Consider the following 24,558-nt stretch of genomic DNA (forward strand, 5'->3'; position numbering starts at 1 on the left):
CCTTCCGTGGTGGCGCACACCGACACGATGCGATCCATTGTGGGAGTCGCGGCGCGCGGTTGCTATCACACCTATGGTTGACTCGCTCAGACGCGCCGCGTGCGGCAAGATGCTCTCGAACTTGCAGAATCTTCCTTCGTTGGCCTACGATCCAGACAACCCTGCCCGTCCCGCCATGTCCATCCTTCCTCCGTCGGCACCTGTTCTGCCGCGCAGAATCCTGTTTGTCGCGTTCCAGCGGTTCGGCCTGCTCGACCTGAGCGGGCCGCAGACCGTGTTCTGGTGCGCCAATCTTTTCGCCCAGGAGCGTGGGCTGCCTGGCTATGACTGTCATACGGTCAGCATCGGCGGTGGTGCCGTGCGGTCCGTCGAGGGCGTCGTGGTGCAGACCGACGACGCCGAGACGTTTCCCGCGCGCGATGTGGACACCATCATCGTGCCCGGCACGCCCGATATTCTCGACGTGGTCGATGCCTCCGGCGCGCTCGTGCACTGGCTGCGGCAGAGCGCCGCCAACGTGCGCCGCACCGCTTCGGTATGTACCGGCGCGTTCTTTCTCGCCGAAGCGGGGTTGCTGCACGGACGCCGTGCCACCACGCACTGGATCAATATCGACGATCTGGCGGCACGTTTCCCGACGCTCACGGTGGATCGGAACGCGATCTTCGTGCAGCAGGACCCCGTCTGGACCTCCGCGGGCGTGACGGCCGGCATCGATCTGGCGCTGGCGCTGGTCGAAGCCGATCTGGGTTACGACATTGCGCTGGGCGTGGCCCGGCAACTGGTGGTCTACCTCAAGCGGCCCGCCGAGCAGCCTCAGTTCAGTGAGATGCTCAAGGCCCAGTCGCGCGATACCCCCGCGTTCGATGCGCTGCACCTCTGGATTCTGGATAACCTTGGTGACGAAGCGTTGACAGTCGATCGGATGGCGGCCCGCGTCAACATGAGTCCGCGCAACTTTGCGCGCGCCTACAAGGAGAAGATCGGCCGTACCCCGGCCAAGGCCGTCGAGCATTTTCGATTGGAAGCCGCGTGCCGGCTGCTGCGCGGATCGGGCCGCTCGATCGACCAGATCGCCCATGCGTGCGGCTTCGGCGACGAGGAGCGCATGAGGGTGACATTTCGCCGGCATATGGGATTGTCGCCGTCTGAGTACCGCCAAGACGGTGTCGTTGCCCCTTCGGTGTCGATCACAGCGCAACGCTGACCGATACCCCTGAATTTCTGCCAACCTGCGTGCGCGACATTGCCTTTGTGCGAATGCATTAGCAGAATGATTCGCATGTAGTGCAAGACAGATATCCGCCAGCCGGGGCAACCCGACAAGGTGGCGAAAAAAGGGGGTGTTCCGATGACCGCGTCCGTGCAACGGATCGAGGGGGGCTTGGACGTCCAGCGCCCGCAGACGGCCGTCGCGGGGGACGAGATCATTGCCTTCGGGCCGTTCCGATTGTTTCCCGCGCAGCGACGGCTCGAGCGCGAGGGCCTGTGCGTGCCATTGAGCAGCCGCGCGATGGACATCCTCATCGCGCTGCTCGAGCGGGCCGGCGATGTCATCGACAAGCGCGAGCTGATTGCACGCGCGTGGCGCAATATGGTCGTCGATGACAGCAACCTGCGCGTGCATATCGCCGGGCTGCGTCGCATGCTCGACGACGGCGATGGTGGCGCGCGCTACGTGACCAATGTGCCGGGGCGCGGCTACTGCTTCGTGGGACAGATCACGCGCGAGCGTCCGCTTCATCCAGAAGTTTTTCATGCCCATGACGCGCAGGGCGAGTCTCGCTCGGCCGCGCATGCGCACAATGGCAGGCCTGCCGCACTCGCAGTGTCGGGCCAGCCGATGCCGGCGCCGCTCGCACGCATGGTGGGCCGCGACGAGGCGGTGCGTCACATCGCAGCCGTGCTGCCGGTGCACCGGTTCATGTCGATTGTGGGCCCCGGCGGTATCGGCAAGACCACGGTCGCGGTGGCCATCGCCCATGGCGTTGACTCGGGGTGCGGTGCGGCGACCTACTTCATCGACCTCGGGCTGCAGTCGGATGGCGACGCATTGCGCGTCGCATTGCAATCGTTTGCCGACGCACTGCCTGATGCACCGCTGTTGCTCGTGCTCGACAACTGCGAACATGTGTTGTCGACAGTGGCATTGTTCGCCGAGCAGCTCGTCGCGCGGTCGGCCAATGTGCACGTGCTGGCCACCAGCCGCGAGGCGCTGCGCGCCGAAGGCGAGCACGTCTATCGCCTGCCGCCGCTGGCGAGTCCCCCACCCGATGCAACGTGCACCGCGGCGCAGGCACAGTCCTATCCGGCGGTGCAGTTGTTTCTCGAACGTGCCGAGGCGCATGGTCATCCGATCGCGCTGACGGACAGCGATGCGAGGCAGGTCGCCGAGATTTGCCGGCGGCTCGATGGCGTACCGCTCGCGATCGAGCTGGCGGCCGGTCGTGTGGGCGCCTTCGGCATCGATGGCACGGTGGCATTGCTCGACACGCGCTTTCTGCTGCAATGGCAGGGACGCCGCACGGCGCCGCTGCGCCATCAGACCCTGGGGGCCCTGCTCGACTGGAGTCATGACCTGCTCTCCGACTTCGAGCGCAAGGTGTTCACGCGTCTGGCGGTGTTCGGCGATGCCTTTGCACTCGAGGCCGCGCTCGACGCCGTGTGCGACGCGGACAGCGAGCGCGCGGAGGCGGTGGATGCGATCGACAGCCTGGTGGCGAAATCGCTGCTGGCGGCGACGCAGATCGAGGATGAATCGGTGCGCTATCGGCTGCCCGAAGTCACACGTGCTTATGTTACGCAGAAGGTGACGCAGAAGGTCACGGAGAAGGTCACGCAGAAGGTTGCACGACCGGCGCCGCTCGCCGAGGCCGGTTGAAGCGGTATCAGGAGGCCTGTTCGCGACGGCGCGGCTCGAGCGTGCCGACCAGCACGCCCAGCACGATCAGCGCGCTGGCCGTGAAGATCAGCGGCCAGTTGGTGTGTGCATCGTGCAGGGTCAGCGCGAGGCCAATCATCGACAGTACCGGGGTGGCATAGGCCACCGTACCGATCTTGGCCGCATCGCCGGCGCGCATCGCGCGGTCCCACAACACGAATGCATAACCGAGCGGGCCAAGGCCGATCGCGGCCATGGCGACCCAGTTCGCGGCGGTTGGCACATACCGTGGCTCGAATACGAAGTGCCCCGCGAGCGCCAGCAGGCCCGCGCCCAGGCAGAAGCCACCGACCGCCCACGACGAATAGGGCGGCAGCCACCGCGAACCGAGAGAATAGATGGCCCACGTGAGTGCGGCGATGGCCGCGGCGGCGTAGCCAGCGAACTGCGTCAGCGTGAAATCGGCACTGACCGCCGAGGGCTGGAGTGCGAGCGCGCAACCGCCGAACGCGATGCCGCAGCCGAGCCACGCGCGCAGGCGTGGCGGCGCGGAAGCCGCGGAGCGAGACGAGCGTTGCGCGATCACACCAGACAGCATCACCATCAGCAACGGCCACAGGTAGTTGATCAGGTTGGCCTCGGCCACCGGTGCCAGCCGGAACGCGCCGATCAGGCACACGTGATAGACGAACAGGCACCCGGCACCGAATGCCCACGTGCGCACGGGTACGCGCCACGCGCGCACGCGCGGCAGCGAGACCAGGCTGCCGATGCACAGCGAGATGCCGGTGAGCAGCCACGGTGGTACCTCGCGTGCCTGTCCGACCATCGAGGCGAACGCGGCCCAGAGGACGATGGCGCCAAGTGCGCACAGCCATGCGGCGAGACTCAAATCTTTCTCCAGGTAGGCGGGTAGAGCGGATCGTAATCGCTGAGGCAGGCGAGATTCAGCGAGCGGATGCGATCGGTGACGAAGTCGATAAACACGCGGATACGCGTGGGCAGATGCTGCCGGCTCAGGTAGCAGATATAGTGGCCGCGATCGTCGGGCGCGTGGCGGGCCAGCGCGATGACGAGCGCGCCCGTGGTGAGGTGATCGCAGATCTGGTAGCCAGCCATCTGCGCCATGCCATGGCCGTCGAGCACCGCCTGTAGCACGAGGTCCGCGTCGTTGAATGTGAGCGTGCCGCGCGGCTGGAACTTGCGCGCTTCGCCGGAGACCTTGAACTCCCACTCGAAAATGCGTCCGTTGGCAAAGCGGAAATTGATGCAGTTGTGATCGCTCAGGTCGTCGATCGTCTCAGGCAGGCCGTGCTCGGCGACGTACTTCGCCGAGGCGCACAGGGCCATCTGCATCGGAATGATCTGGCGCGCGATGATGCTCGAGTCTTCGATGCGGCCGTTGCGGAACGCCACGTCGATACGGTCGGCGGCGAAGTCGGTATGCCGGTCGTCGAGCAGGAGGTCGATCGCGATATCCGGATATTTGCTGCGGAACTCGGCGAGCAACGGCGCCACCACCTTGCGGCCGAAGCCGACCGTGGCGCTGATGCGCAACAGGCCCGAGGGCGGACCCTCGCGCAGTTCGCGCATATCGTTCATCGCCTCGACGATGCGCTCCACGCCCTGATGGCAGTTCTCGAAGAACACCTCGCCTTCGCGCGTCAGTTGCGTGGAACGCGTAGTGCGCAGGAACAGCCGGGTATGGAGCTGGTCCTCCAGTCGTTGCACGCTGCGGCTCACCGCCGAGCGGCCGATGCCCAGGCGCTCGCCGGCCTTGGCGAAGCTGCCTTCGCGTACCACGGCGATAAACGCCATGACACCCGCGTAGCTGGTCGCGAAGCTGGCCGACAATGCATCGGTGCCCGCGCTCGGCGCGGCATGCTGCGAGGATTCAATGATTCTCATGGGTACCGGCACATCGACAGGAGTATCCGCGCGATTGTTGCCGGTGCACTGCACCATGCGGTATGCGACTAACGACGTTTCACAACGCTTAACGGCCGGACCGCCAGCGTGACATTGGGTATACCCTGCCGCGTCATCTTGGCGTAGGGGCAGACGCGCTCCGCGTTGCGCACGAGTTCCTCGGCGATATTGACATCGAGGTCGGGGAGGCTGATTTCCACGTCCGCCGTCAGCATGTAGAGGCCGTCCACGGGGTCGCGCCCGTACGTGACGGTGACGCCGACGGTCATGTTTGGCACGGCAATCGAGGCGCGCGTGGCCAGCAGGTGCAGCGCGCCATGAAAGCACGCGGCGTAACCGGCCGCGAACAGCTGCTCCGGATTGGTACCCCCGCCGGGGCCCCCGAGTTCTGGCGGCATGCGCAGGGCGAGTTCAAGCATGCCGTCATCCGAACGCGCGCGGCCCGAGGCCCGCCCATGCTCGCTTTCGCCGCCCGTCACCGTGACCCGGGTGACGTAGAGCGGCTTGAAATCCTTCCCCCGGTACCGCTCTAGCAGCGCAATCGATGGGGGCTTCAGGGTTGTCATGTTATGTGCCGTGGTGAGTCCGGACCGGTCGTCCACGCTCCGGCGAGGGTGTGGGCCCTCAGCCGGGGGGGTAGCCCTCGATGCGGGAAATGCTAGGTGGGGTCAGGAGCGATGACTAGAGGGGAGGAGGGACGCAGTGTGTTGCATCCCGGACACCAATTAGGCAGCCTTCTTCGCCGTGCTTCGTTTTGCGGGCGTTTTCCTCGCGGCCGAGGTCTTCCTGGTAGCGGCTTTCGCTGCCGCCGTCTTTGTAGCTGCCTTCTTTGTAGCCACCTTCTTTGTGGCCACCTTCTTTGCAGCAACCTTCCTGGCAGGGGCCTTCTTCGCCGCCGGCGCCTCCGCTCCCGCGCGCCTGCCTCGCTTGCCGAGGCTGTCGCGCAGCAAGGCCATCATGTCGATGACCTTGGCGCCCTTGCTGGACGGCGCACTGTCCTTGCTCGCCGGCGTGAGCAAGTGGGTGTTGCCGGACTTGATCTTGGCGTCGATCAGCTTCAACAGATCGTCGCGATAGGTATCGCGAAACTGTTCGGGCGCCCACTCCTCGCTCATGTCGTCGACGAGCTTCCTGGCCATGTCGACTTCGCGTGGCGAGGCCCCCTGCTTGCCGCCCTTGGGCAGGCTGAGTTCCTCGATCGGCAGCACCTCGTCGGCGAAGCGCATGGTGTTGAGCACGAGCGCCTTGCCGAAGACCAGCAGGGCCGCCAGATGCTGGCGATTGCGCAGCACCACCAGCGCCAGCGCCGCGCGTCCGGTGCGGCGCATGGTTTCGTGGAGCAGCGCATAGCCGCGCTCGCCGCGCTTGTCCGGTTCCAGGTAATAGGGGGTTTCGAAGTAGTAGGGCGGGATGCTCGCCGCCTCGACAAAGCTGACGATATCGACCGTTTGCGTGGCCTCGACATTGGCCTGCCTGAAGTCCTCGTCGCTCAGCACGACGTACTCGTCCTTCTCGTACGCGTACCCCTTGACGATGTTGTCGCTCTCGACGGTCTTGCCGGTGTGCTTGTTGATCCGTTGATAGCCGATGGGCGCCATGTCGCGCTTGTCGAGCATGTCCAGATCCAGCGTGTGCGAACGCGAGGCCGGTTTGACGACCACCGGGATATTGACCAGGCCGAAGCTGATGGCGCCCTTCCAGATGATGCGCGACATGGCGGCCCTCTATGCGCGTTGCGGCGGCGGTGGCGGTGTATCGCCCGGGGGCGGATCGCTGACCGGCTCCGGCGGGCCGGGGGGCGGGTCCAGTGGCGGTACCTCCGGCGGGGGCGTGATGATGTCGGGTTCGGGGGTGATATGCAAATCGGGCTCCTTACGAGAGATGCGGGTCACGCATCGAGTTCATCGAGAAGGCGGGTGATGGCATCGAGGTCGGCCGGCTTGACCAGATGCAGGTCGAATCCGGCGGCGCGCGTGCGGCGGCGATCGTCAGGCTGACCGAAACCGGTCAACGCGACAAGCCGCGCATGGCGCAGTTCGGGAATCTCGCGCAGGCGCCGCGCGGTTTCGAAGCCGTCCATCGCGGGCATGCCAAGGTCCAGCAACACCACGTCGGGTCGCACGGAGGCGGCCTGATCCACGGCGGTCTGGCCGTCCGACGCGGTGACCACGGTATGGCCCAGCGTCTGCAGCGTCATCGTCATCGCTTCGAGGGCGTCGACGTTGTCATCGACGAGCATGATCGTGTGGGCGGTACCGGCCTGCATGCGCGGCTTGCTGGCCGATGGCTGCCAGTTCTGCCACGGTTCCACCGGCAATTCAACGATGAACGTGCTGCCCTGGCCCCGGCCCGGGCTTTCGGCCGAAACGCGACCGCCATGCAGCACCACGAGCTTCTGCACGAGCGTGAGTCCGATGCCGGGACCTTCGCGCGCGGCAAGGTTGTCGGGGTGGCCATCGTCGTCGGACAGCGCGTCCGGTGCAAGCTGGTCGTCGTGCTCGGCATGCGATGGCGCGTCGTGCCCATCCTGCGATTCGGCTGACGCAACATCGTGTACGGCCGGCGCCAGCGGGTCGAACAGCTGACGTTGCAGCATCGCGGAGAGTCCCGCGCCGTTGTCGGCCACGCGCACCGCCACCTTGTCGCCGGTGGCGGAGCTGGCGACGGTCGCGGTGACGGACAGCGTGCCGCCCTCGGGTGTGTACTTGGCGGCGTTGTGCAGCAGATTCGCGAAAATCTGCGTCAGCCGCACCATGTCGCCACATACCGGGAGTGGCTGCTCGGGTAGCGACAGACGCAGCGTATGGCGGCGCATATCGAGTAGCGGCCGCACGGTTTCCACGGCCGTGTTCAGCGCGCTGCGCAGTTCCACGAGGTCGCGCCGCAGCGTGATCTTGCCCTGGTTGAAGCGCGACACGTCGAGCAGATCGTCGACCAGGCGGGTGAGGTGACGCAGCTGACGGCCGATGATGTCGCGCGCGCGGAACATATCTTCGCGCGACGGCGCGCCGCGTTGCAGCAGGTCCACGGCACTGCGCATCGGCGCCAGCGGGTTGCGTAGTTCATGCGCGAGCATGGCGAGGAACTCGTCCTTGCGGCGTTCCTCGTTGTGCAGCGCGCGTTCGGCGCGATTGTGGCGCGTCACGTCCTGACAGATGCCGGCCACGCGCAGGCAGCGGCCATCGGCCCCGCGCACGGGAAACGCGCGCATATGGACCTCGCGAATCTCGCCGGTCGGACGTTCGAGCTGGAACTCCGTGTCGAGCCGCCCATCGCGCAGCATGGTGTCCCATTCGGTACTCATGCGATCGCGCTCTTCGGGCACGACCCAATCCACCCAGCGCTTGGGTTCCTTCAGCACGGCCGTGGCCGGGCGGCCCCACAGCGCCTCGAAGGACGGGCTGACGAACAGGAAGCGCCGCGCTGCGGGGTCGAAGACCCAGACCACATCGGCCAGTGCCTCGGCGAGTTGGCGGAACAGATCCTCGTTCTCGTGCAGGGCCTGCGAGGTGCGGCTGTAAGCGTCCTCGGCGCCGCGCATGCGCAGCAGCGCGTGGATGCTCGAGACCAGTTCCTCCGGTTCCACAGGTTCGACGAGGAAGCTGTCGGCGCCGCCATTGAGTGCCTGAGCCCGGCGGTGGGAATCTGTCATGCCGGGCGAGGTCAGCAGGACGAGCGTGCGCGCGGTCTGCGGATCGGCCTTGATCAGCCGGCACACCTCCAACCCATCGATATCGGGCAGACGCGTGCCAAGCAGCACGAGTTCGGGCGAATGCTGGCGCACCAGTGACAGCGCGGCTTGTCCCGTGGAAGCCTCGAGCACCGTAAAGTCGGCACGATGAAGGATCCGGCTTTTGACGTAGCGTGGCCCTTCACGGTCCTCGACATGGAGGATCAGCGGGCGGCGGGCGGGAGGATTCAAGGGCGCGTTCATGGCAGGCAGGCGGCATGGAACACCGCGGTGGCTTGAGCAACGATCGGGAATCGGCGAGCAGTGTTCAGATTGGTAAAAGTCACGTCAAAGGCATTCGGCAAAGCCGTGGACCGAGCTGGTGCGCACAAAGCACCGCTCGGGTCGGTCGAAATTGTAAAAATTACCCGCATGGTGCACCGTTACTTTGTAATTTTTGGGACGCTGCCATGCGACATCGCGCGCGCCTGTGCGTCGGCTGCCAATGCGCTGACCTGGCGGATAAGCGCGCTGGCGAAGGGGCAGATCGATGGATGTCTCATGGCGTCGCCTCGTTGCGTGGACGGAAACGAATGTACGTTTTCCGACCGGAGTGGCAAGAAGCGTGCCGCGCACGGCAGACCGGCTGACAGACGAACGCCGACAACGTTACAAGCGCGTGTAAAAAGATCGCGATAGCCGGTGTTCAGACCTCAGCCAGCAGCTTGCGGGCGCGTGTGAGGGTCTGGCGGACCTTATCGTGGCCGGCCCATGGATCATGGGCTGCGAGCGCCTCGAGCCGCTCGGCGACATTGGCGATGGTCCATTGTGCGGACGAGGTGAGATCGTCGAGTTCTTCCCACGCCACGGGAATCGAGACGCCGAGGCCCGGCCGCGCGCGTGCGGAAAACGCGGCCGCGGTGGTAGCACCGACACCGTTACGCAGGTAATCGATGAAAATCTTGCCAATGCGATTCTTCGGGCCGCTCTTGACGACAAAGCGGTCGGGGATCGTGGTGGCCATATGCCGGACCACGTCCTGCGCAAAGTCGCGGACCTCGTCCCAGCCCGCGCGCGCCGCGATCGGCACCACCACATGGAGGCCCTTGCCGCCGCTGGTCTTCAGCCAGCTCTGCAGGCCCAGTGCGTCCAGCAACGTTCTGGTCAGGCGCGCGGCCTCCTGAATCTGCGGCCATGCGACGCCTTCACCGGGGTCGATATCGAACACGATGCGATCGGGCTTGTCGATTTTGGCGGCGCGCGCGTTCCAGGTATGGAACTCCACCACGTTCAGTTGTGCCACGGCAACGATGGCCGCTTCCGAGGCGATTTCGAGCAGCGGCGGGTGCCCGGGCCACAGCTTGGGGTCGAGCGCGTTGACGCCGTCGATGTTGAGTGTGTCGCCATGGCGCTGGAAGAACTGCTGGCCGTCGATGCCGGAGGGCGCGCGCACCAGTGCAATGGGGCGGCCTTTGAGGAATGGCAGCATCAGGCCCGCCGCGCTCGCGTAGTAGCGCACGAGGTCGCCCTTGGTGAGCCCGGTCGAGGCATCGATCACGCGGTCGGCATGGCTGATGGTGATCTTGCCGAGCGTGGTGGGGGCCTTCCTGGTTGCGGTCTTTCTGGTTGGCGTACTTTTCTTGGCTGCCACGGGTTTCTCCGCCGCTGGTTTCTCTACCACTGGCTTCTCTACCGATACCGCGCGCGCGGGTTTGTCGCTGCGCAGCCCGTGGAACACCGAATGCCGCACGCGGCCCTCGTTGGTCCACGCACCGAACGACACCTCCGCGACCAGCTTGGGCTTGACCCAATGCCCCTTGATGCCGCGCGGCAGCTCCGCGAACGGCGCGCTGTCCATCACGAGCGGATCGAGCTGCTTGCGCAGGCTGTCGAGCATCGCCGTATCGAACCCGGTGCCGACATTGCCCGCATAGCGCAGCTTGCCCTGCGCGTCGTGCACACCGAGCAGCAGCGAGCCAAGCCCGCTGCGGCTACCCTTGGGATCGGTAAAGCCGCCGATCACGAACTCCTGCCGCAGCGTGCATTTGAGCTTGATCCAGGTATTCGCGCGCGTGCTCACATAGGGCGCATCGACGCGCTTGCCGATCACGCCTTCGAGCTTCATGCGGCAGGCCGCCTCGAGCATCTCCTGTGGTTCGGTCTCGAAGCTCTCGCTGAAGCGCAGCCGCGATGTGGATTTTTCCGCCATCAGTTGTCGCAACACCGCGCGCCGCTCGATCAGCGGCATCGCGCGCAAATCTCGTCCTGCGTAATACGGCAGGTCGAACACGTAATACTGGATCGCATCGACGTGCGCGGTTTCGAACGCGTTCTGCAGCGACTGGAAGTCGGTGACACCGTTGGCATCGACCATCACGATCTCGCCGTCGAGCCAGCCATCGGGTAGCCCAAGCGCGCGCACTTCGGCCGCAAGCGAACGCAGCTTGCTGGTCCAGTCGTTGCCGTTGCGCGTGAACAGGCGCACGTCATCGCCGTCGATGCGCGCGAGGATGCGATAGCCGTCGAACTTAACCTCGTACTGCCATTCGCCCTGCGCGGGCGGGGCGTCCACCAGCGTGGCCAGCTGCGGGGCCAGCGTCAATGGCAGGGCCGCTTTCTTTCCCGCTGCTTTGGGCGACTTGACCCGTGATTTGGCAGGGGCCTTCGCGCTGCCGGCCAGCACACTGTCCGGCAGCGCTTCCACCACGTCGAAGTCCGATGCGGGACGCGCCAGTTCATCGCGCTCCTTGATCAGCAGCCACGCGTCCTGATCGCGCTGCCGCTTGCCGCCCATGCGCACGAGCGTCCAGTGCCCCTGCAGCTTCTCGCCGCGCAGTTCGAACTTGAGCTTGCCGTCGCGATAGCCCTGCTCGGGGTCGGTATCGGGAATCCATACGCCACGATCCCACACGATCACGGTACCGGCGCCGTAATGGCCAGCCGGAATCACGCCCTCGAAGCCTGCATAGTCGAGCGGATGGTCCTCGACGTGCACGGCCATGCGTTTGTCGGCGGGATCGTAGCTCGGGCCCTTCGGAATGGCCCAGCTCTTGAGCGTGCCATCGAGTTCGAGCCGGAAATCGTAGTGCAGGCGTCGCGCCGCGTGTTTCTGAATGACAAACGAAAGCGCCTTGGCGGCACGCTTGCCTTTGGCGCGAGCGGTCCGTCCCGACGGTTCAGGCGTGGCGCTGAAGTCGCGCATGGTCTGGTACTTGCCGAGTGGCGAGGGTGTCTGCGTGGCGCTGGAAGACGTTCTGGCCATGATGGGTTCCCTCGTTGGCGGTGTATGACTTAGCTTATGCAGCAATCGACGCCCATGAAATAAGCGACCGTCCTACATTTTTCTCGCGTGGCGGACGCGCTTTGTAATTTCTAAACTACCGCTTGGGGGTGGGATGGGCACAATTTCCACGTTGCGCGGCGGGAACGGGAATTGCGACACCGGATTGATTCGTCACCCTCTGGAGGACGCAACACAATGGAATCCACAAAGAAGGTCGAACTCAAGAAGCTTGGTTCCCAGGTGATTGTGATCACGGGCGCCAGCAGCGGCGTGGGATTGATTACCGCGCGCAAGGCGGCCGCGCGTGGCGCGCGTCTCGTGCTGGTCGCACGCAGCGAGGAAGCGCTGCATCAACTGGCAGAAGAGTTACGCGAGCATGGCACCGAAGTCATTACCGTGAAGGCCGATGTTGGCAATCAGGAGGATGTCGCGCGCGTGGCGCATACCGCGATCGAGCGCTTCGGTCATTTCGATACCTGGATCAACAATGCCGGCGTGACGATCTTCGGCCGTCATGGCGACGTGCCGCTCGAAGATCAGCGACGTCTGTTCGACACCAACTACTGGGGTGTGGTGCACGGCTCGCTGGTGGCGGCGGCGCATTTGCGGGAAAGGGGTGGCGCGATCATCAATATCGGTAGCGAGGCCGCCGATGGGCCGATGCCGCTGCAGAGCGCCTATACGGCGTCGCAGCATGCCATCAAGGGCTTCACCGATACGCTGCGGCTCGAACTCGAACAGGAGAAGGCGCCGATCTCGGTCACGCTGATCAAGCCGGCGGGCCTCGAGACGCCGATGGTGACGCACGCCAAGAACTTCCTCCACTTCGAGCCGAAGCAGGCGCCGCCGCTTTACGATCCCGCGCTGGCGGCCGATGCGATCCTGTTTGCGGCCGAGCATCCACGCCGGGACCTGTTCGTCGGCGGCGCAGCCAAGGCGTTCTCGGCGGCCGCTTATCACGCCCCGCATGCGTTCGATCGCTTTATGCAGCGCTTTATGAGCCGTGCGCAGCAGACCAGCATGCCGGCGGGACCGCGCGAGGACAACGCGCTGTATGACGGTGGCAACAGCCTGATCGAACGCACCGGTCACCGGCGCGCGCTGCGCTCGTGTCCCTATACGTCTTCGGCGAAGCATCCGGTGTTGACGACGATGCTGGTGGTGGGTGCCTCCGCCGCGATTACTGCGCTATTACGCAATCGACGTTGATCAACCACCGCGCGCGAGCAGGGCCACTGGTAACTGCTGCAGGACATCCTTCAGTCGCAGATGTCCCGCATGCACGGCGATGGTCCGGCCCGTGAGCACATCGACCCAGGCGCCACCATCGCGCGCGCGGACCGCGGTATCGCCCCAGCATTGCGCGGGAATGCGCGGCAGCTCCGGCTCGACATGGCGCGCGGCATGCCGCGTGACGATCGTGATGGTTTCCAGCTCGCCGCACTGGCGCGCGAAGGCGAGTGCGTGCGAGGCCAGATCGCCGGTGGTCGCCAGCGCATGACACGACCCTGCCGTGAATAATACTTCGTGCTCGCGGCGAAACTGCAATACCGCGCGAATCAATTGCTGCTTGATGCGGCCGTCGCGCCAGTGGCGTAACCAGTGCGCCCATCCGGCGGTGCATTCGCATTGCGCGCGCAGTCGCTCGTAATCGGGCGCGCGACGATTGTCGGGATCGACCAGGCTGAAGTCCCAGCCTTCATTGCCCTGATAGCGGTCGGGCACACCCGGCGCGGTCAGTTGCAGCAGCGTCTGTGCGAGGCTGTTCAACGCGGCCGCGGGGCCGAGGCGATGGGCGAATTGCCCGATGCGCTCCAGCACGCCATCGGCGCCGGCCTCGCCCAGTGCCGCGACAAAGACCTCGCAGGCGGTTTCGTATTCCTCGTTGGGATGGGTCCAGCTGCCATGGCGTTTGGCTTCGCGAATCGACTTGGTCTGCCATGCCAGCACGCGCGCGATGAAGTCCTTCTGCGCGGGCTCGGTCTGCAGCGCGCGCGGATCCGCCGGCCACGCACCGAGCAGGGTCTGGTACAGCATCAGGCGATCGACGCCATCGGGGCCATGGGGCGAAGCCGTCAGCACCGGTGCGAGACGCGCCTCCCAATCGTGGACCGCATCGCGCCATTCGTCCGCCAGTTCACTGAGTACCGCCAGCCGCATACGCGCGTCTTCGCCGCGCTTGTGATCGTGGGTTGCCGTCGCCAGCATCGCCTGCGGAGGCCGCGCGACCAGTCGCGCGTGGAACTGCGCGGGGGTGAGCGCGAGGATGGTGGGGTCGCTGCCCACCTCGTTGCGCGACAGCAATCGACCGTAGCGATAGAAGGCGGTGTCCTCCCCGCCCTTGGCTGCGAGTGCGGGCATGACCTGCTGCAATTTCGTGCGCAGGTCGCCAGCGGGCGTGCCGATCGGGGAGGTGTTGCGCAGGGCCGCGACGATAAAGTCGAGAGCGACCTGCTCGTCGGGCGCCAGCGTTGCGTGGGCGCGGGCGGTGGCGGCCGCGACGAGGGCGTCATCGGTTGCGCTGTCTCCCAACCGTTCTCCGGCCACGTAATACGTCCGGTACACCGGGATCTGCAACAGCAACGCCGTTAGCGCATGCCGCAGCGCGGCCAGCGTGATGTCGCGCTGCACGGGCGTGGCGCGCACCTGCGCGTAGAGCCGCGCGCACGCGCCGCCAAACTCGGTCATCAGGTGGTGCGACAGAATACGCTCGCGCGCTACGGTGACATAGGCGGGATAGTCGCGCCGGTCGCCGCTCATGTCATGCCACAACGCGTCGAGCGTACGTGCGCCTTGCGCGTCGTGCAACACCGCCGCCACGTCGTTCATAAAGTCGTAGCCGGTGGTGCCATCGGTCTGCCAGTCCGCCGGCAGCGGTTCGTCCTCGGCGAGGATCTTCTCGATCACGATCCACGGATGCTCGCGCGCCTTATCGCCGGGGCGGCCCGGGCGCAGCGCATCGAGGCGCTCGCGCAACTGGCGGCAATAGCCGGCCGGATCGGCGAGGCCGTCGACGTGGTCGACGCGCACGCCATCGATCCAGCCTTCACGGTAGAGCCGAAACACCAGCGCATGCGTGTCCTCGAACACCTCCGCGCGCTCCTGACGCACGCCGACCAGTTCGCTGATCTCGAAGAAGCGGCGCCAGTTCAGTTCGGCGGCGGCGGTGCGCCACCACGCCAGCCGATAGTGCTGACGTTCGAGCAACGCATGCCAGGCTTCGGCATTGCCGGGCGCTGCCGCGGGCATCGATGCGGGCGACGCGGCGAGCGGCAGCACATGATCGCCGTAGCGCAAGACATGCCGCTCGTCCGCATCGCGTTCGAGCGAAAGGGCGCCCGAAGCCAGCGTTTCCCAGTAGCGCTCGCCGAGAATCGGCACCAGTACCTTGCCCGCGAGCGCGGGATCGCGCGAATCCCAATCGATATCGAAGTAGTCGGCGTAGCGGCTGTCGCGGCCGTGCGCCAGCACATCGCGCCACCAGTAGTTATGCGTCGCGCTCGCCGCCATATGGTTCGGCACGATATCGAGCACGATGCCAAGGCCGGCAGCCCGCGCGGTGCGGCACAGCGCGTAAAAGCCATCCTCGCCGCCGAGTTCGGGGCTGATGCGCGTGCAGTCGGTCACGTCATAGCCGTGTGTCGAGCCGGGCCGTGCACACGTGATCGGCGACAGGTAGAGATGGCTGATGCCAAGCGCCGCATGGTAGGGCACCAACGCCGCGGCATCGGCAAACGTGAAGGCCGCATGCATCTGCATGCGCGCCGTGGCGCGCGGCACGCCGGCAACATCGAGATCGGTCATAAGTGAGTGAGCGCGACATGTGTATCGCTCCGATGCAGACACGTGACGCAGCACCATGGCGGCAGCGTGCCGCCGGTCAGCGTGGCAATGCCACCGGGCGTCAGGCTCGAATGCAGCGCGGTCGATGCTTCGCATTGGGCCGGCACCGGCACGTCGCCGAAGTTGAGCCATATCGCCAGCACACTGCCATCGCCTAACGTCCAGCGCGCGACCAGCGCACGATCACCGAGAATCTCGACGCCCGCGCTGCGCGTACCGGCCAGGCGCGGCACCAACTCGTGCCGGCGGATCGACAGCAGCTCGCTGTAATAGTGATGCCATGCGCGACAGTAGCCGTCCGTATCGTCGCAATGCGGGCGCGATGCCTCGAAGGTTTCGGGCGCGTTCGGATCGGGAATGCTCGCCGCGCGGCGTTCATCGCTGAACGCCGTGGCCGCACCGAACTCGCGGCGCCGGCCGTCGCGCACGGCCTGGGCCAGCGCGGGCGGATGATCGGTGAAGTACAGGAACGGTTCGCGCGCGCCATCTTCCTCGCCCATAAAGATCAGCGGGATCTGCGGGCTCAGCAGTTGCAATGCCACCGCGGCGCGCAATGCGTCGGGATCGGTCAGCGTGGTCAGGCGCTCGCCGAACGCGCGATTGCCGGTCTGGTCGTGGTTCTGCAGGAACATCACGAACGCGGTGGCATCGAGCCCGCCGCTCGGCTGGCCACGACGGACCTCGCGGCCCTGCAACGGACCATCGCTCTCGCCATCAACCTCACCGGTGCGGTGTGGTGACACCTCGCCCTGCCATGCGAAGCCTTCACCAAGCACACGTGCAAGATGCCGCAGTGCGGGCGTGCCGGTGCCGGCGTGCTCTGCCGCAGGCAAGTCGCCGTTGAACTCGCCGTAGTATCCGTCGTGCTCGCCGGTCAGCAGCACATGCAGCGCATGATGGGCGTCGTCGTTCCACTGCGCATCGTAGCCGCCACGCAGGAGCGACACGTCGTTGTGGTCGTTCTCGAGTACCAGATGAAGATGGCGATTCGGCAGGCAGTGGCGCAGGTATTCGGCCAGTTGCGGCAGCCAGCCTTCATCGTCGATCGCATGCACGGCGTCGAGGCGCAGCCCGTCGAAGTGGAATTGCTCCAGCCAATAGCGTGCGTTCTCGGTAAAGAAGCGTCGCACCTCGGGCTGGCGATAATCGATCGCGGGTCCCCACGGCGTCTGGCGATCTTCGCGGAAGAACGGGCTCGCGTAGGTCGGAAGGTAATTGCCTTCGGGGCCGAAGTGGTTGTAGACCACATCGAGCAGCACCATCATGCCGAGACCATGCGCGGTGTCGATAAACTCGCGCAACTGGTCCGGGGTGCCGTAAGCATGCTCGGGCGCGAACGGCAGCACGCCGTCATACCCCCAGTTGCGCGCGCCGGGAAACTCGGCGAGCGGCATCAGTTCGACCGCGGTAATCCCCAACGCGGCCAGACGCGGCAATAGCTTCAGCGCACCGACGAAGCCGCCATGCATGCCGATATGCATCTCGTAGATCACGGCCTCATGCCACGGACGCCCGCGCCATTCAACGTGCCGCCAGTGATAAGCGGACTCTTCTGGGGGATGCCAGAACACGCTCGCGCCATGCACGTCTTCAGCCTGCGCGCGCGCGGCGGGGTCGGGAATCGTGGTGCCGTCATCGAGGCGAAACCAATATCGCGCACCGTGGCAGCAAGCGGTAACGGCCTCGAACCAGCCGTGCTCGACCGCCGACATCATGATCGGCGGGACGCCCGCGATCTCGAGTCGGACGATCTGTCCCTGCGCGGCGACATCGGGCGCCCACAAGCGAAAGCGTACGCGGCCATCGGCGAGCATCGCGGGCCCGAAGCGGTACACCGCCTCGCCATCCGCATTGCACGGCAGCGCGCGTACATCGCCGCCGAGCGTTTCCCAATTGACCCCCGGCGGCGCGGGGGCCGCAGCAGGCTCCATCGGCATCGTCTGCATCATGACCCGTCCCGGTCAGGCTAGCGTGGCGTTCACCACGTTAGCCACAATCTCCACATTCGCGCCCTGAGACTCGGCAACCGGTGCCGGGCGTGCGGGCTTGCGGGTTCTCGGCGCCCTGGCCGGCGTCGTGGCAATGGCTGCCAGGGCATTGTCGCGCTCCATCGACGTTTCCAAAGCTTCCGCAAGCGGTTGCGGAGCAATGGCCAGCGCCGGTGCCAGCGCGCCATACAGCGCCATGTACTGGCGTGCCGGGCTGTCCCAACTGTAGTCGGTCTGCATGCCGACGCGCTGAATCGCACGCCAGTGCCTCGCCTTGTCCATCCAGCCAAGCGCGCGCGTGATGGCTTCCGCCATCTCCTCCGCGCCCTCGCCGTCGAAGATGATCCCATTGGCGCGCGCGGCTGGCAACGCCTCATGACCCACATCTCGCACGGTATCTGCCAGACCGCCCACCCGCGACACGATCGGCACCGTGCCGTAACGCATCGCATAGACCGGTGTGAGGCCAAACGGCTCGAAGCGGCTACCGTGCAGCAGTGCGTCCGCGCCGGCATGCAGCAAATGGGCGTCTTCCTCGCGATAGCCGATGGCCACGCTCACGCGCTGCGGATGCCGCGCGGCCAGCGCCGTGTACGCGGCCTCCAGCTTGCGGTCGCCGCAGCCGAGGATGGCGAACTGCACATCCGCATGGGCGGCCAGTATCTTCTCGATGGCGTCGAGCGCCACGTCGGCCATCTTCTGATGCGTAAGCCGGCTGCCCATCGCGACGATCGGGGCGGCGGCGTCCTGCGGCAATCCGAAGCGTGCCTGCAGCGCGGTCTTGCATGCGCGCTTGCCGGTGATGGTGCGCGCGTCGTAGCGCGCCGGCAGCAGACGGTCGGTGGCGGGGTCCCACGCGGCAGTGTCCACGCCATTGGGAATCGCGCCGAGCACGTCGGCACGATAGTCGAGCAGTCCGTCGAGTCCGTGGCCAAAGTGCGCCGTGCGAATCTCGCGCGCGTAGGTGTGGCTCACGGTGGTGACGCGGTCGGCGTAGCGGATGCCGGCCTTGAGGAAATTGAGCTTGCCCCAGAATTCGATGCCGTCCGGTGCCAGGTACTCATGCGGAATGCCGAGCACGTCCGCGAGTTCCATCGGAAACACGCCCTGGAAGGCGAGGTTGTGGATGGTGCAGACGGTCGGCGTCTTCAGCCCGCGCATGCGCATAAACAGCGGCGTCAGTCCCGCATGCCAGTCGTGGGCATGGACGAGCTCGGGCGCTGGCAGCGGCGTCTCGCCGGCGGCGATAGCCGCGGCGGCATGTGCGAGCGCAGCATAACGCTGCGCGTTGTCGCAGAAATCGCGGCCGGTGGCATCCACGTAGAGTGAACCCGGACGATCGTACAGCGAGGGGCAATCGAGAAAAATCACGCGCGCGCCACTGTCCGGCATGTGGCCCTCGAGCAACCTTGCGGGACTATGCCCCGGTGGCAACACCATCGGCAGCCGCACCGCGCCAAGGCTGCGCACGCCGCGTGCCGCGGCGACAGCGCGCGGGTAACCGGGCATAAGCACCGATACGTTGGCACCGCGCGCATGCAGGGCGCCGGCCAGGCCGCCGATGACATCGGCCAGGCCGCCGGTCTTGGCAAGAGGCTGCGCTTCCGCCGCGACAAAAAGGATGTTCGCGTTCAAGGTTGAACTCCGGATGGATATGAACGGGCGCCTTTTGATCAAGGGCGCGTTCTTGTTATTCGCTTGGTTCTGACATGACGCGCCAAAATGCGCGCGGATCAGCAATGCGAACTCCGTGCCAGCCTTGTGCAGTGCGTGAAAACCGCTGCGGCCCGCGTGCGGCGGGTCGTAGCGGGCCGTCGGGTTGTCATGCTTGCATGTACAAGCTGCCGCGGCAGTTGTAGAAACTACCGCGCCCGGAAAAGCCGTACGGCCGGTCGGCAAATCCGGACCAATTCCTCATATCGTCATGACCCGCAGCGCTCGCTGAAGCCGCCTTCGCCGGCCTGTTGTGCGCCTTGCACCTGCCCGCTCGCCCGATGCAGCAGGCAGACCGGCACCGGTTCCACGCGCCAGATGCGATCCGCGTACTCGCGGATGGCGCGGTCCGAGGAGAAACGTCCAGAGCGCGCGCTCGACAGGATCGACATGCGCTGCCAGCGCGTGCGGTCGCCATAGGCGTGGGAGACATCCTGCTGGCAATGCACGTACGAGGCGAAATCCGCCAGCAGCATGTACGGATCATGCTGGAGCAGCCCTTCGAACAGGGGCCGGAACACCGCGGCATCGCCCTTGGAGAAGAACCCGTGCTGAATCAGGTCGATCACCGCGCGCAGCTCGGGGTTGCTCTCGTAGAACGTGGCCGGCCGGTAGCCGGCCGCCTTGAGCGCATAGACCTCGGCCGCGTTGAGGCCGAACGGAAAGAAGAAGTCGGCGCCGATGGCATCGCGCAACTCGATATTGGCGCCGTCCATGGTGCCGATCGTAATGGCGCCATTCATGGCGAACTTCATATTGCCGGTGCCGGACGCTTCCTTGCCGGCCAGCGAGATCTGCTCGGACAGGTCCGCGGCCGGATAGATGCGCTGGCCGTAGGTGACGTTGAAGTTGGGCAGGAACACCACCTTGAGCCGGTCGCGCACCTGCGGATCGTTGTTGACCACGTCGGCCACCGAGGTGACGAAGCGGATCATCAGCTTGGCGTAGTGATAGCCGGGCGCGGCCTTGCCACCGAACAGGAACGTGCGTGGCGTGATGTCGGCGTGCGGATCGGACTTGATGCGGTGATACAGCGCGATGATATGGAGCACGGCCAGATGCTGGCGCTTGTACTCGTGGATGCGCTTGACCATCACGTCGAACATCGAATCGGGGTCGATGACCACGCCGGTGTTCTCGCGCACGAGCTTGGCCAGATCGCGCTTGTTCTCGCGCCGCACGTCATACCAGCGCTCGCGGAACGCGGCGTCGTCGGCATACGGTTCGAGCGCGCGGATCTGGTCGAGGTCACGGATCCAGCCATCGCCGATGGCTTCGGTCACGAGGCGCGTCATGCGCGGGTTGGAGAGCGCGATCCACCGGCGCGGCGTGACGCCGTTGGTGACATTGGTGAACTTGTCAGGCCACATCTCGTAGACGTCCTTGAGCACATCCTCGCGCATCAACCGCGAATGCAGCTCCGCCACGCCGTTGATGGTGTGGCTGCCGAGGCAGGCGAGATTGGCCATGCGTACGTTGCGCTGGCCGTGCTCGTTGATCAGGGACAGCCGCGTCAGACGCGATTCATCGCCATAGAAGCGGATGCGCACCTCGTCGAGGAAGCGCGCGTTGATCTCGTAGATGATTTCCAGATGGCGCGGCAGGATGCGGCCGAACAGTTCGAGCGGCCATTGTTCTAGCGCTTCCGGCAGCAGCGTGTGATTGGTATAGGCAAAGGCATGGCGCGTGACGTGCCAGGCTTCCGGCCACGCCACGCCGTGATCGTCCACGAGCAGGCGCATCAGCTCGGCGATGCCGATGGCAGGATGGGTATCGTTGAGCTGTACCGCGAACTTCTCGTGGAAACTCGTCACCGGCAGGCCCTGCTTTGACAGCAGGCGCAGCATGTCCTGCAGCGAGCAGGCGACGAAGAAATACTGTTGCTCGAGCCGCAACTCCTTGCCCTGCTGCGTCTCGTCGTTGGGATAGAGCACCTTGGTCAGGTTCTCCGAGGTCACCTTCTTGTTGACCGCGCCAAGGTAATCCCCGCGATTGAAGGTGTGGAAGTCGAAGGCCTCGGTCGCTTCCGCGCGCCAGAGCCGCAAGGTATTGACGGTATTGACCTGATAGCCGAGGATCGGCGAATCGAAGGGCACGCCGTGCACGGTCTTGGCGGGCACCCAACGCACGCGGTAGTGGCCGCGATCGTCGGTGTAGTGCTCGGTGTGGCCGCCCAGTCGCACCTGCACCGCCCATTCCGAGCGCTGGATCTCCCACGGATTGCCGTTGCGCAGCCAGGTATCGGTGCTCTCCACTTGCATGCCATCGATGATGCTCTGCTGGAAGATGCCATATTCGTAGCGGATGCCGTAGCCTAGCGCGGGAATTTCCAGCGAGGCGAGCGAGTCCATGAAGCAGGCGGCCAGCCGGCCCAGACCGCCGTTGCCGAGGCCGGGCTCCACTTCCTGCGCAAGAATCTCGTCGAGGTCGAGGTCCAGCGAGGCCATCGCGGCGCGCGCATCGTCGAAGATGCCGAGGTTGACGAGGTTGTTGCCGAGATGCGGGCCCATCAGGAATTCGGCGGAAAGATAGGCGACGGTGCGCGAGGGCTGGCTCTGGTACGTTTCGGCGGTACTGATCCAGCGTTGCACCAGGCGGTCACGCACGGTGTGGGCCAGCGCCTGGTACAGATCGTTGCCGCTGGCATGGCCTGGCAGCTTGCCCTGCGTGTAGAAGACATGGTCGAGAAAGGCCCGACGGATGGTGGCGCCCGACATCGCGGTGCGGGTGTCGTCGCCGTGATCCGTGCTTGCCGCGGGCGTGGCCCGCAGCCGTGTGGGTTCGTTCATCGGTGAAAGCTCCTGAATCGAGGAGGGAAATATCAGCCTCCATGCTAGAAAAGAACTACCGCGTACCGCTACGATCGGTATGAAACATGCGACTGGTATGGAATGTGCTGTGCGCATTCGTGCAAAACTTTCCGATCCCATCGCTCCGGAGACCCGCCATGGCGACTCATATTCCGCATGAACCCGCCCGCCGCCCGGATCATCGGCCGGATCAGTGCCCCGACCACAATAAGGAGCGCGGCGACAAGCCCGCGCGCGACTTGCCCGAGAAGCAGCAGAAGCCGCCCTCGACCTGAGCGCGGTTGTAGTTTTTTCACTCGGACGAAATGTATCCGCGCGTTCCTTACCATGGCGGTCGTCGACCTGCGGAAACGACCGTCTATGATGAGTAAGCGCGGTGACATTGCGCGCGTCCCCAGGCTTCCAAGAAAAGCAGCGTTCTCGCAATAAGAGAAGGACAACTCATGTGGCAGCGGCAGACGCCGGTCTTGCAATCGGCGCGTGAAGTTTCCGCAGGCACGCACGCGGGGGTGGTACCGCGCGGCGCGGCGCCATATCCGTCTCACCCGGCGTGGCTCGACGCGCTGCAGGATGTTGCCGTGTTCGATCTGGCGAGCGACGGGCACATTCAGCAATGGAGCGAGGCCGCGCGGCGTGTGCTGGGTTATGTGGACGACGAAGTCGTTGGCCGGCATGTGTCGTGCCTGCTGGCGCGCGGCGATCCTGACGGCGAGCTGCTTGCCGCGGGTGTGCACCACGCCTCGGCGGCGACGAGCCCGACCGATCAGCCTGACGAAGCGATCGTTGCGACCTGCGCGCAATGGCTCGATGCCGCGCGTGCGCAGGCCAGCGCGGAATGGCGCGGCTGGTGCGCGCGTCGTGACGGCAGCGTGTTCTACGCCCACCTCAACGCGGTGACGCATGCCGAGGGCTTGGCTGTGGCCTGCCACGACGTGACCGTGCGCCATGCGGCCGAAGAGCGTGCCGGGCAGGCCGAGGCGCGCCGCGCCCAGCTCGCCAATGCGCTGCATGACCATGCGGTCTGCGAGCTGAGCCTCGACGGCATGATTCTCGAATGGAGCGATGGCGCGACCGCGTTGACCGGTTACAGCGCCAGCGAAGCGATCGGGCAACCCGTATCGCTGCTGTATTCGCGGCAGGATATCGCGGCCGGCAACGATCTGGCCGCGCATGACGCGGTGCGCGCGCAAGGGCAGTGGAGTGGCGAGGAACGGTTGCAGCGCAAGGACGGCACGCTGGTACGCTGTCGTCTGAGGCAGGCGCTGACGCGCGATGCGGCCGCCTGCCCGATCGGCATCCTCTGGACCGCGCGCGACATGAGCGACGCGGCGAGGTTGCAGGAACTCGAAGGGGCCGGTCGCCGGGTGCAGGCGTTTCTCGCGATTCTCGCGCATGAACTGCGCAATCCGCTGGCACCGATTCGCAATGCGGTCGATGTGATTCGGCTGTCCTCGCCGGAAGAAGGACGCATTCGCCATTGCGCGGACATCATCGGACGGCAGGTGCATCTGCTTACGCGCCTCGTCACGGATCTGATGGACGTGGGTCGTGTCACGACCGGCAAGCTCAAGGTGCAACTCGCGCCGACCATGTACAACGAGATCGTGAGCACGAGCCTCGAAGCCATTCGCCCCGTCCTCGATGTGGCTGGTCAGCGGCTTACGGTGACGTTGCCGACGGACCCCGTCTTCGTCAACGCGGATTCGGGGCGGCTCGGACAGGTCCTGTCGAATCTGCTCAGCAACGCCACCAAGTACACGCCGCGCGGCGGTGCGATCTCGGTCGAGGTGACCACTGACGGGCGCAACGTGATCACTACCATTGCCGATACTGGGCAGGGCGTCGCGCCGGAGGCAATCGACCGCATCTTCAACCTGTTTGCGCAGGAAAGCGACGCGGTTGGGCAGCGTGGTGGATTGGCGGGTGGGTTGGGTATAGGTCTGGCACTGGCGCGCGCCGTGGTGGAGGCACATGGCGGGGCGATCCAGGCCAGCAGCCCGGGCGAAGGCCGGGGCAGTACGTTCACCGTGATCCTGCCGGAGGTGGAGATGGATGGCGCCGCCGTGATACCCGAGGCGCCCGACGACAGCGTTGTGCGTCGGGTGCTGATCGTCGATGACAACACCGACTCGGCGGACAGCATGGTGGAACTGCTCGCGGTGCTCGGCCACGAGGCCCGTGCCGCGTATGGCGGGGCGCAGGCGCTCGAAGTGGCGCGCGCCTTTGTGCCGGACGTGGTGCTGCTCGACCTCGAGATGCCCGATATGGACGGCTACGAGGTGCTGGCGGCCATGCGCGCGGGTGGCCTGCGCGCGCGCGTGTTTGCCCTCACGGGCCGTGGCACCGCCGACGACCGCCGCCGCGCGCTCGACGCGGGCTTCGCCGAACACCTCGTCAAGCCACTGACGGTGGAATTGCTGACCGGCGCATTGCGAGCGTAG

Annotated in this window: 15 protein-coding genes; 5 read left to right on the plus strand and 10 right to left on the minus strand. The window is 65.7% G+C overall.

All coding sequences use genetic code 11. From position 1 onward, the window contains the following. Positions 1-175: 175 nt before the first annotated feature. Together LDO41_RS11490 and LDO41_RS11495 are read left to right on the plus strand one after the other, a co-directional pair. A complete protein-coding gene (locus tag LDO41_RS11490; RefSeq protein WP_223987730.1) occupies positions 176-1,207 on the plus strand; it encodes a GlxA family transcriptional regulator in 1,032 nt (343 codons plus the stop codon). Between the two features lie 144 nt (positions 1,208-1,351). Then, complete coding sequence (locus LDO41_RS11495) at positions 1,352-2,881, plus strand: ATP-binding protein (RefSeq protein WP_223987732.1); 1,530 nt, start codon at positions 1,352-1,354, stop codon at positions 2,879-2,881. Between the two features lie 7 nt (positions 2,882-2,888). Here the strand turns inward: LDO41_RS11495 and LDO41_RS11500 are convergent, their stop codons facing one another. The 6 genes from LDO41_RS11500 to ligD all read right to left on the minus strand — a co-directional run bounded on the left by LDO41_RS11500 (position 2,889) and on the right by ligD (position 11,742). Continuing rightward, on the minus strand, positions 2,889-3,773 hold the full coding sequence (locus tag LDO41_RS11500; RefSeq protein WP_223987735.1) for a DMT family transporter: 885 nt from the start codon (positions 3,771-3,773) through the stop codon (positions 2,889-2,891). Further along, positions 3,770-4,789 (minus strand): LysR family transcriptional regulator, encoded by a 1,020-nt coding sequence (locus tag LDO41_RS11505; RefSeq protein WP_223987737.1) that lies wholly within the window; start codon positions 4,787-4,789, stop codon positions 3,770-3,772. Before LDO41_RS11505 ends, LDO41_RS11500 begins: the two co-directional genes overlap by 4 nt. Before the next feature lie 68 nt (positions 4,790-4,857). Then, complete coding sequence (locus LDO41_RS11510; RefSeq protein WP_223987739.1) at positions 4,858-5,376, minus strand: Ohr family peroxiredoxin; 519 nt, start codon at positions 5,374-5,376, stop codon at positions 4,858-4,860. A 159-nt stretch (positions 5,377-5,535) separates the two neighbouring features. Further along, complete coding sequence (gene ku, locus LDO41_RS11515; protein ID WP_223987741.1) at positions 5,536-6,525, minus strand: non-homologous end joining protein Ku; 990 nt, start codon at positions 6,523-6,525, stop codon at positions 5,536-5,538. A 173-nt stretch (positions 6,526-6,698) separates the two neighbouring features. Next, a complete protein-coding gene (locus LDO41_RS11520) occupies positions 6,699-8,732 on the minus strand; it encodes a hybrid sensor histidine kinase/response regulator (RefSeq protein WP_223987744.1) in 2,034 nt (677 codons plus the stop codon). A 454-nt stretch (positions 8,733-9,186) separates the two neighbouring features. Beyond that, positions 9,187-11,742, minus strand: a complete 2,556-nt coding sequence (gene ligD / locus LDO41_RS11525) for a DNA ligase D (RefSeq protein ID WP_223987746.1) — start codon at positions 11,740-11,742, stop codon at positions 9,187-9,189. A 216-nt stretch (positions 11,743-11,958) separates the two neighbouring features. On the opposite strand from ligD, the gene LDO41_RS11530 reads away from it, so the two are divergent. Further along, complete coding sequence (locus tag LDO41_RS11530; protein WP_223987748.1) at positions 11,959-12,972, plus strand: SDR family oxidoreductase; 1,014 nt, start codon at positions 11,959-11,961, stop codon at positions 12,970-12,972. Here the strand turns inward: LDO41_RS11530 and treY are convergent, their stop codons facing one another. The 4 genes from treY to LDO41_RS11550 form a co-directional block, all read right to left on the minus strand. Further along, a complete protein-coding gene (gene treY / locus LDO41_RS11535) occupies positions 12,973-15,567 on the minus strand; it encodes a malto-oligosyltrehalose synthase (RefSeq protein ID WP_223987750.1) in 2,595 nt (864 codons plus the stop codon). Continuing rightward, positions 15,564-17,555, minus strand: a complete 1,992-nt coding sequence (gene treZ / locus LDO41_RS11540) for a malto-oligosyltrehalose trehalohydrolase (RefSeq protein ID WP_377741592.1) — start codon at positions 17,553-17,555, stop codon at positions 15,564-15,566. The genes treY and treZ overlap by 4 nt, the downstream gene beginning before the upstream one ends. 12 nt (positions 17,556-17,567) lie before the next feature. Continuing rightward, positions 17,568-19,229, minus strand: coding sequence for a glycogen synthase GlgA (gene glgA / locus LDO41_RS11545; protein WP_223987765.1), 1,662 nt, complete (start codon positions 19,227-19,229; stop codon positions 17,568-17,570). Positions 19,230-19,516: 287 nt separating this feature from the next. Next, positions 19,517-22,096 carry a glycogen/starch/alpha-glucan phosphorylase gene (locus LDO41_RS11550; protein ID WP_223987768.1) on the minus strand — a complete coding sequence of 860 codons (2,580 nt, stop codon included), beginning with the start codon at positions 22,094-22,096 and terminating at the stop codon, positions 19,517-19,519. A gap of 158 nt (positions 22,097-22,254) precedes the next feature. Between LDO41_RS11550 and LDO41_RS11555 the strand changes: the two genes are divergently transcribed. Together LDO41_RS11555 and LDO41_RS11560 are read left to right on the plus strand one after the other, a co-directional pair. Continuing rightward, positions 22,255-22,392: a hypothetical protein gene (locus LDO41_RS11555; protein ID WP_223987771.1), complete on the plus strand. Its 138-nt coding sequence runs from the start codon at positions 22,255-22,257 to the stop codon at positions 22,390-22,392. A 168-nt stretch (positions 22,393-22,560) separates the two neighbouring features. Next, complete coding sequence (locus LDO41_RS11560; protein WP_223987786.1) at positions 22,561-24,558, plus strand: PAS domain-containing hybrid sensor histidine kinase/response regulator; 1,998 nt, start codon at positions 22,561-22,563, stop codon at positions 24,556-24,558.

Origin of the sequence: Cupriavidus pampae (genome assembly GCF_914271485.1) — a bacterium.
Taxonomy (GTDB): domain Bacteria; phylum Pseudomonadota; class Gammaproteobacteria; order Burkholderiales; family Burkholderiaceae; genus Cupriavidus; species Cupriavidus pampae.

What these genes read in the sequence shown, in the direction of transcription:
- ligD (WP_223987746.1), bottom strand. Translation starts at nt 11,742, where the DNA reads ATGGCCAGAACGTCTTCCAGCGCCACGCAGACACCCTCGCCACTCGGC.
- LDO41_RS11550 (WP_223987768.1), bottom strand. Translation starts at nt 22,096, where the DNA reads ATGAACGAACCCACACGGCTGCGGGCCACGCCCGCGGCAAGCACGGAT.
- ku (WP_223987741.1), bottom strand. Translation starts at nt 6,525, where the DNA reads ATGTCGCGCATCATCTGGAAGGGCGCCATCAGCTTCGGCCTGGTCAAT.
- treZ (WP_377741592.1), bottom strand. Translation starts at nt 17,555, where the DNA reads ATGATGCAGACGATGCCGATGGAGCCTGCTGCGGCCCCCGCGCCGCCG.
- LDO41_RS11505 (WP_223987737.1), bottom strand. Translation starts at nt 4,789, where the DNA reads ATGAGAATCATTGAATCCTCGCAGCATGCCGCGCCGAGCGCGGGCACC.
- treY (WP_223987750.1), bottom strand. Translation starts at nt 15,567, where the DNA reads ATGACCGATCTCGATGTTGCCGGCGTGCCGCGCGCCACGGCGCGCATG.
- LDO41_RS11560 (WP_223987786.1), top strand. Translation starts at nt 22,561, where the DNA reads ATGTGGCAGCGGCAGACGCCGGTCTTGCAATCGGCGCGTGAAGTTTCC.
- LDO41_RS11510 (WP_223987739.1), bottom strand. Translation starts at nt 5,376, where the DNA reads ATGACAACCCTGAAGCCCCCATCGATTGCGCTGCTAGAGCGGTACCGG.
- LDO41_RS11495 (WP_223987732.1), top strand. Translation starts at nt 1,352, where the DNA reads ATGACCGCGTCCGTGCAACGGATCGAGGGGGGCTTGGACGTCCAGCGC.
- LDO41_RS11490 (WP_223987730.1), top strand. Translation starts at nt 176, where the DNA reads ATGTCCATCCTTCCTCCGTCGGCACCTGTTCTGCCGCGCAGAATCCTG.
- LDO41_RS11530 (WP_223987748.1), top strand. Translation starts at nt 11,959, where the DNA reads ATGGAATCCACAAAGAAGGTCGAACTCAAGAAGCTTGGTTCCCAGGTG.
- LDO41_RS11555 (WP_223987771.1), top strand. Translation starts at nt 22,255, where the DNA reads ATGGCGACTCATATTCCGCATGAACCCGCCCGCCGCCCGGATCATCGG.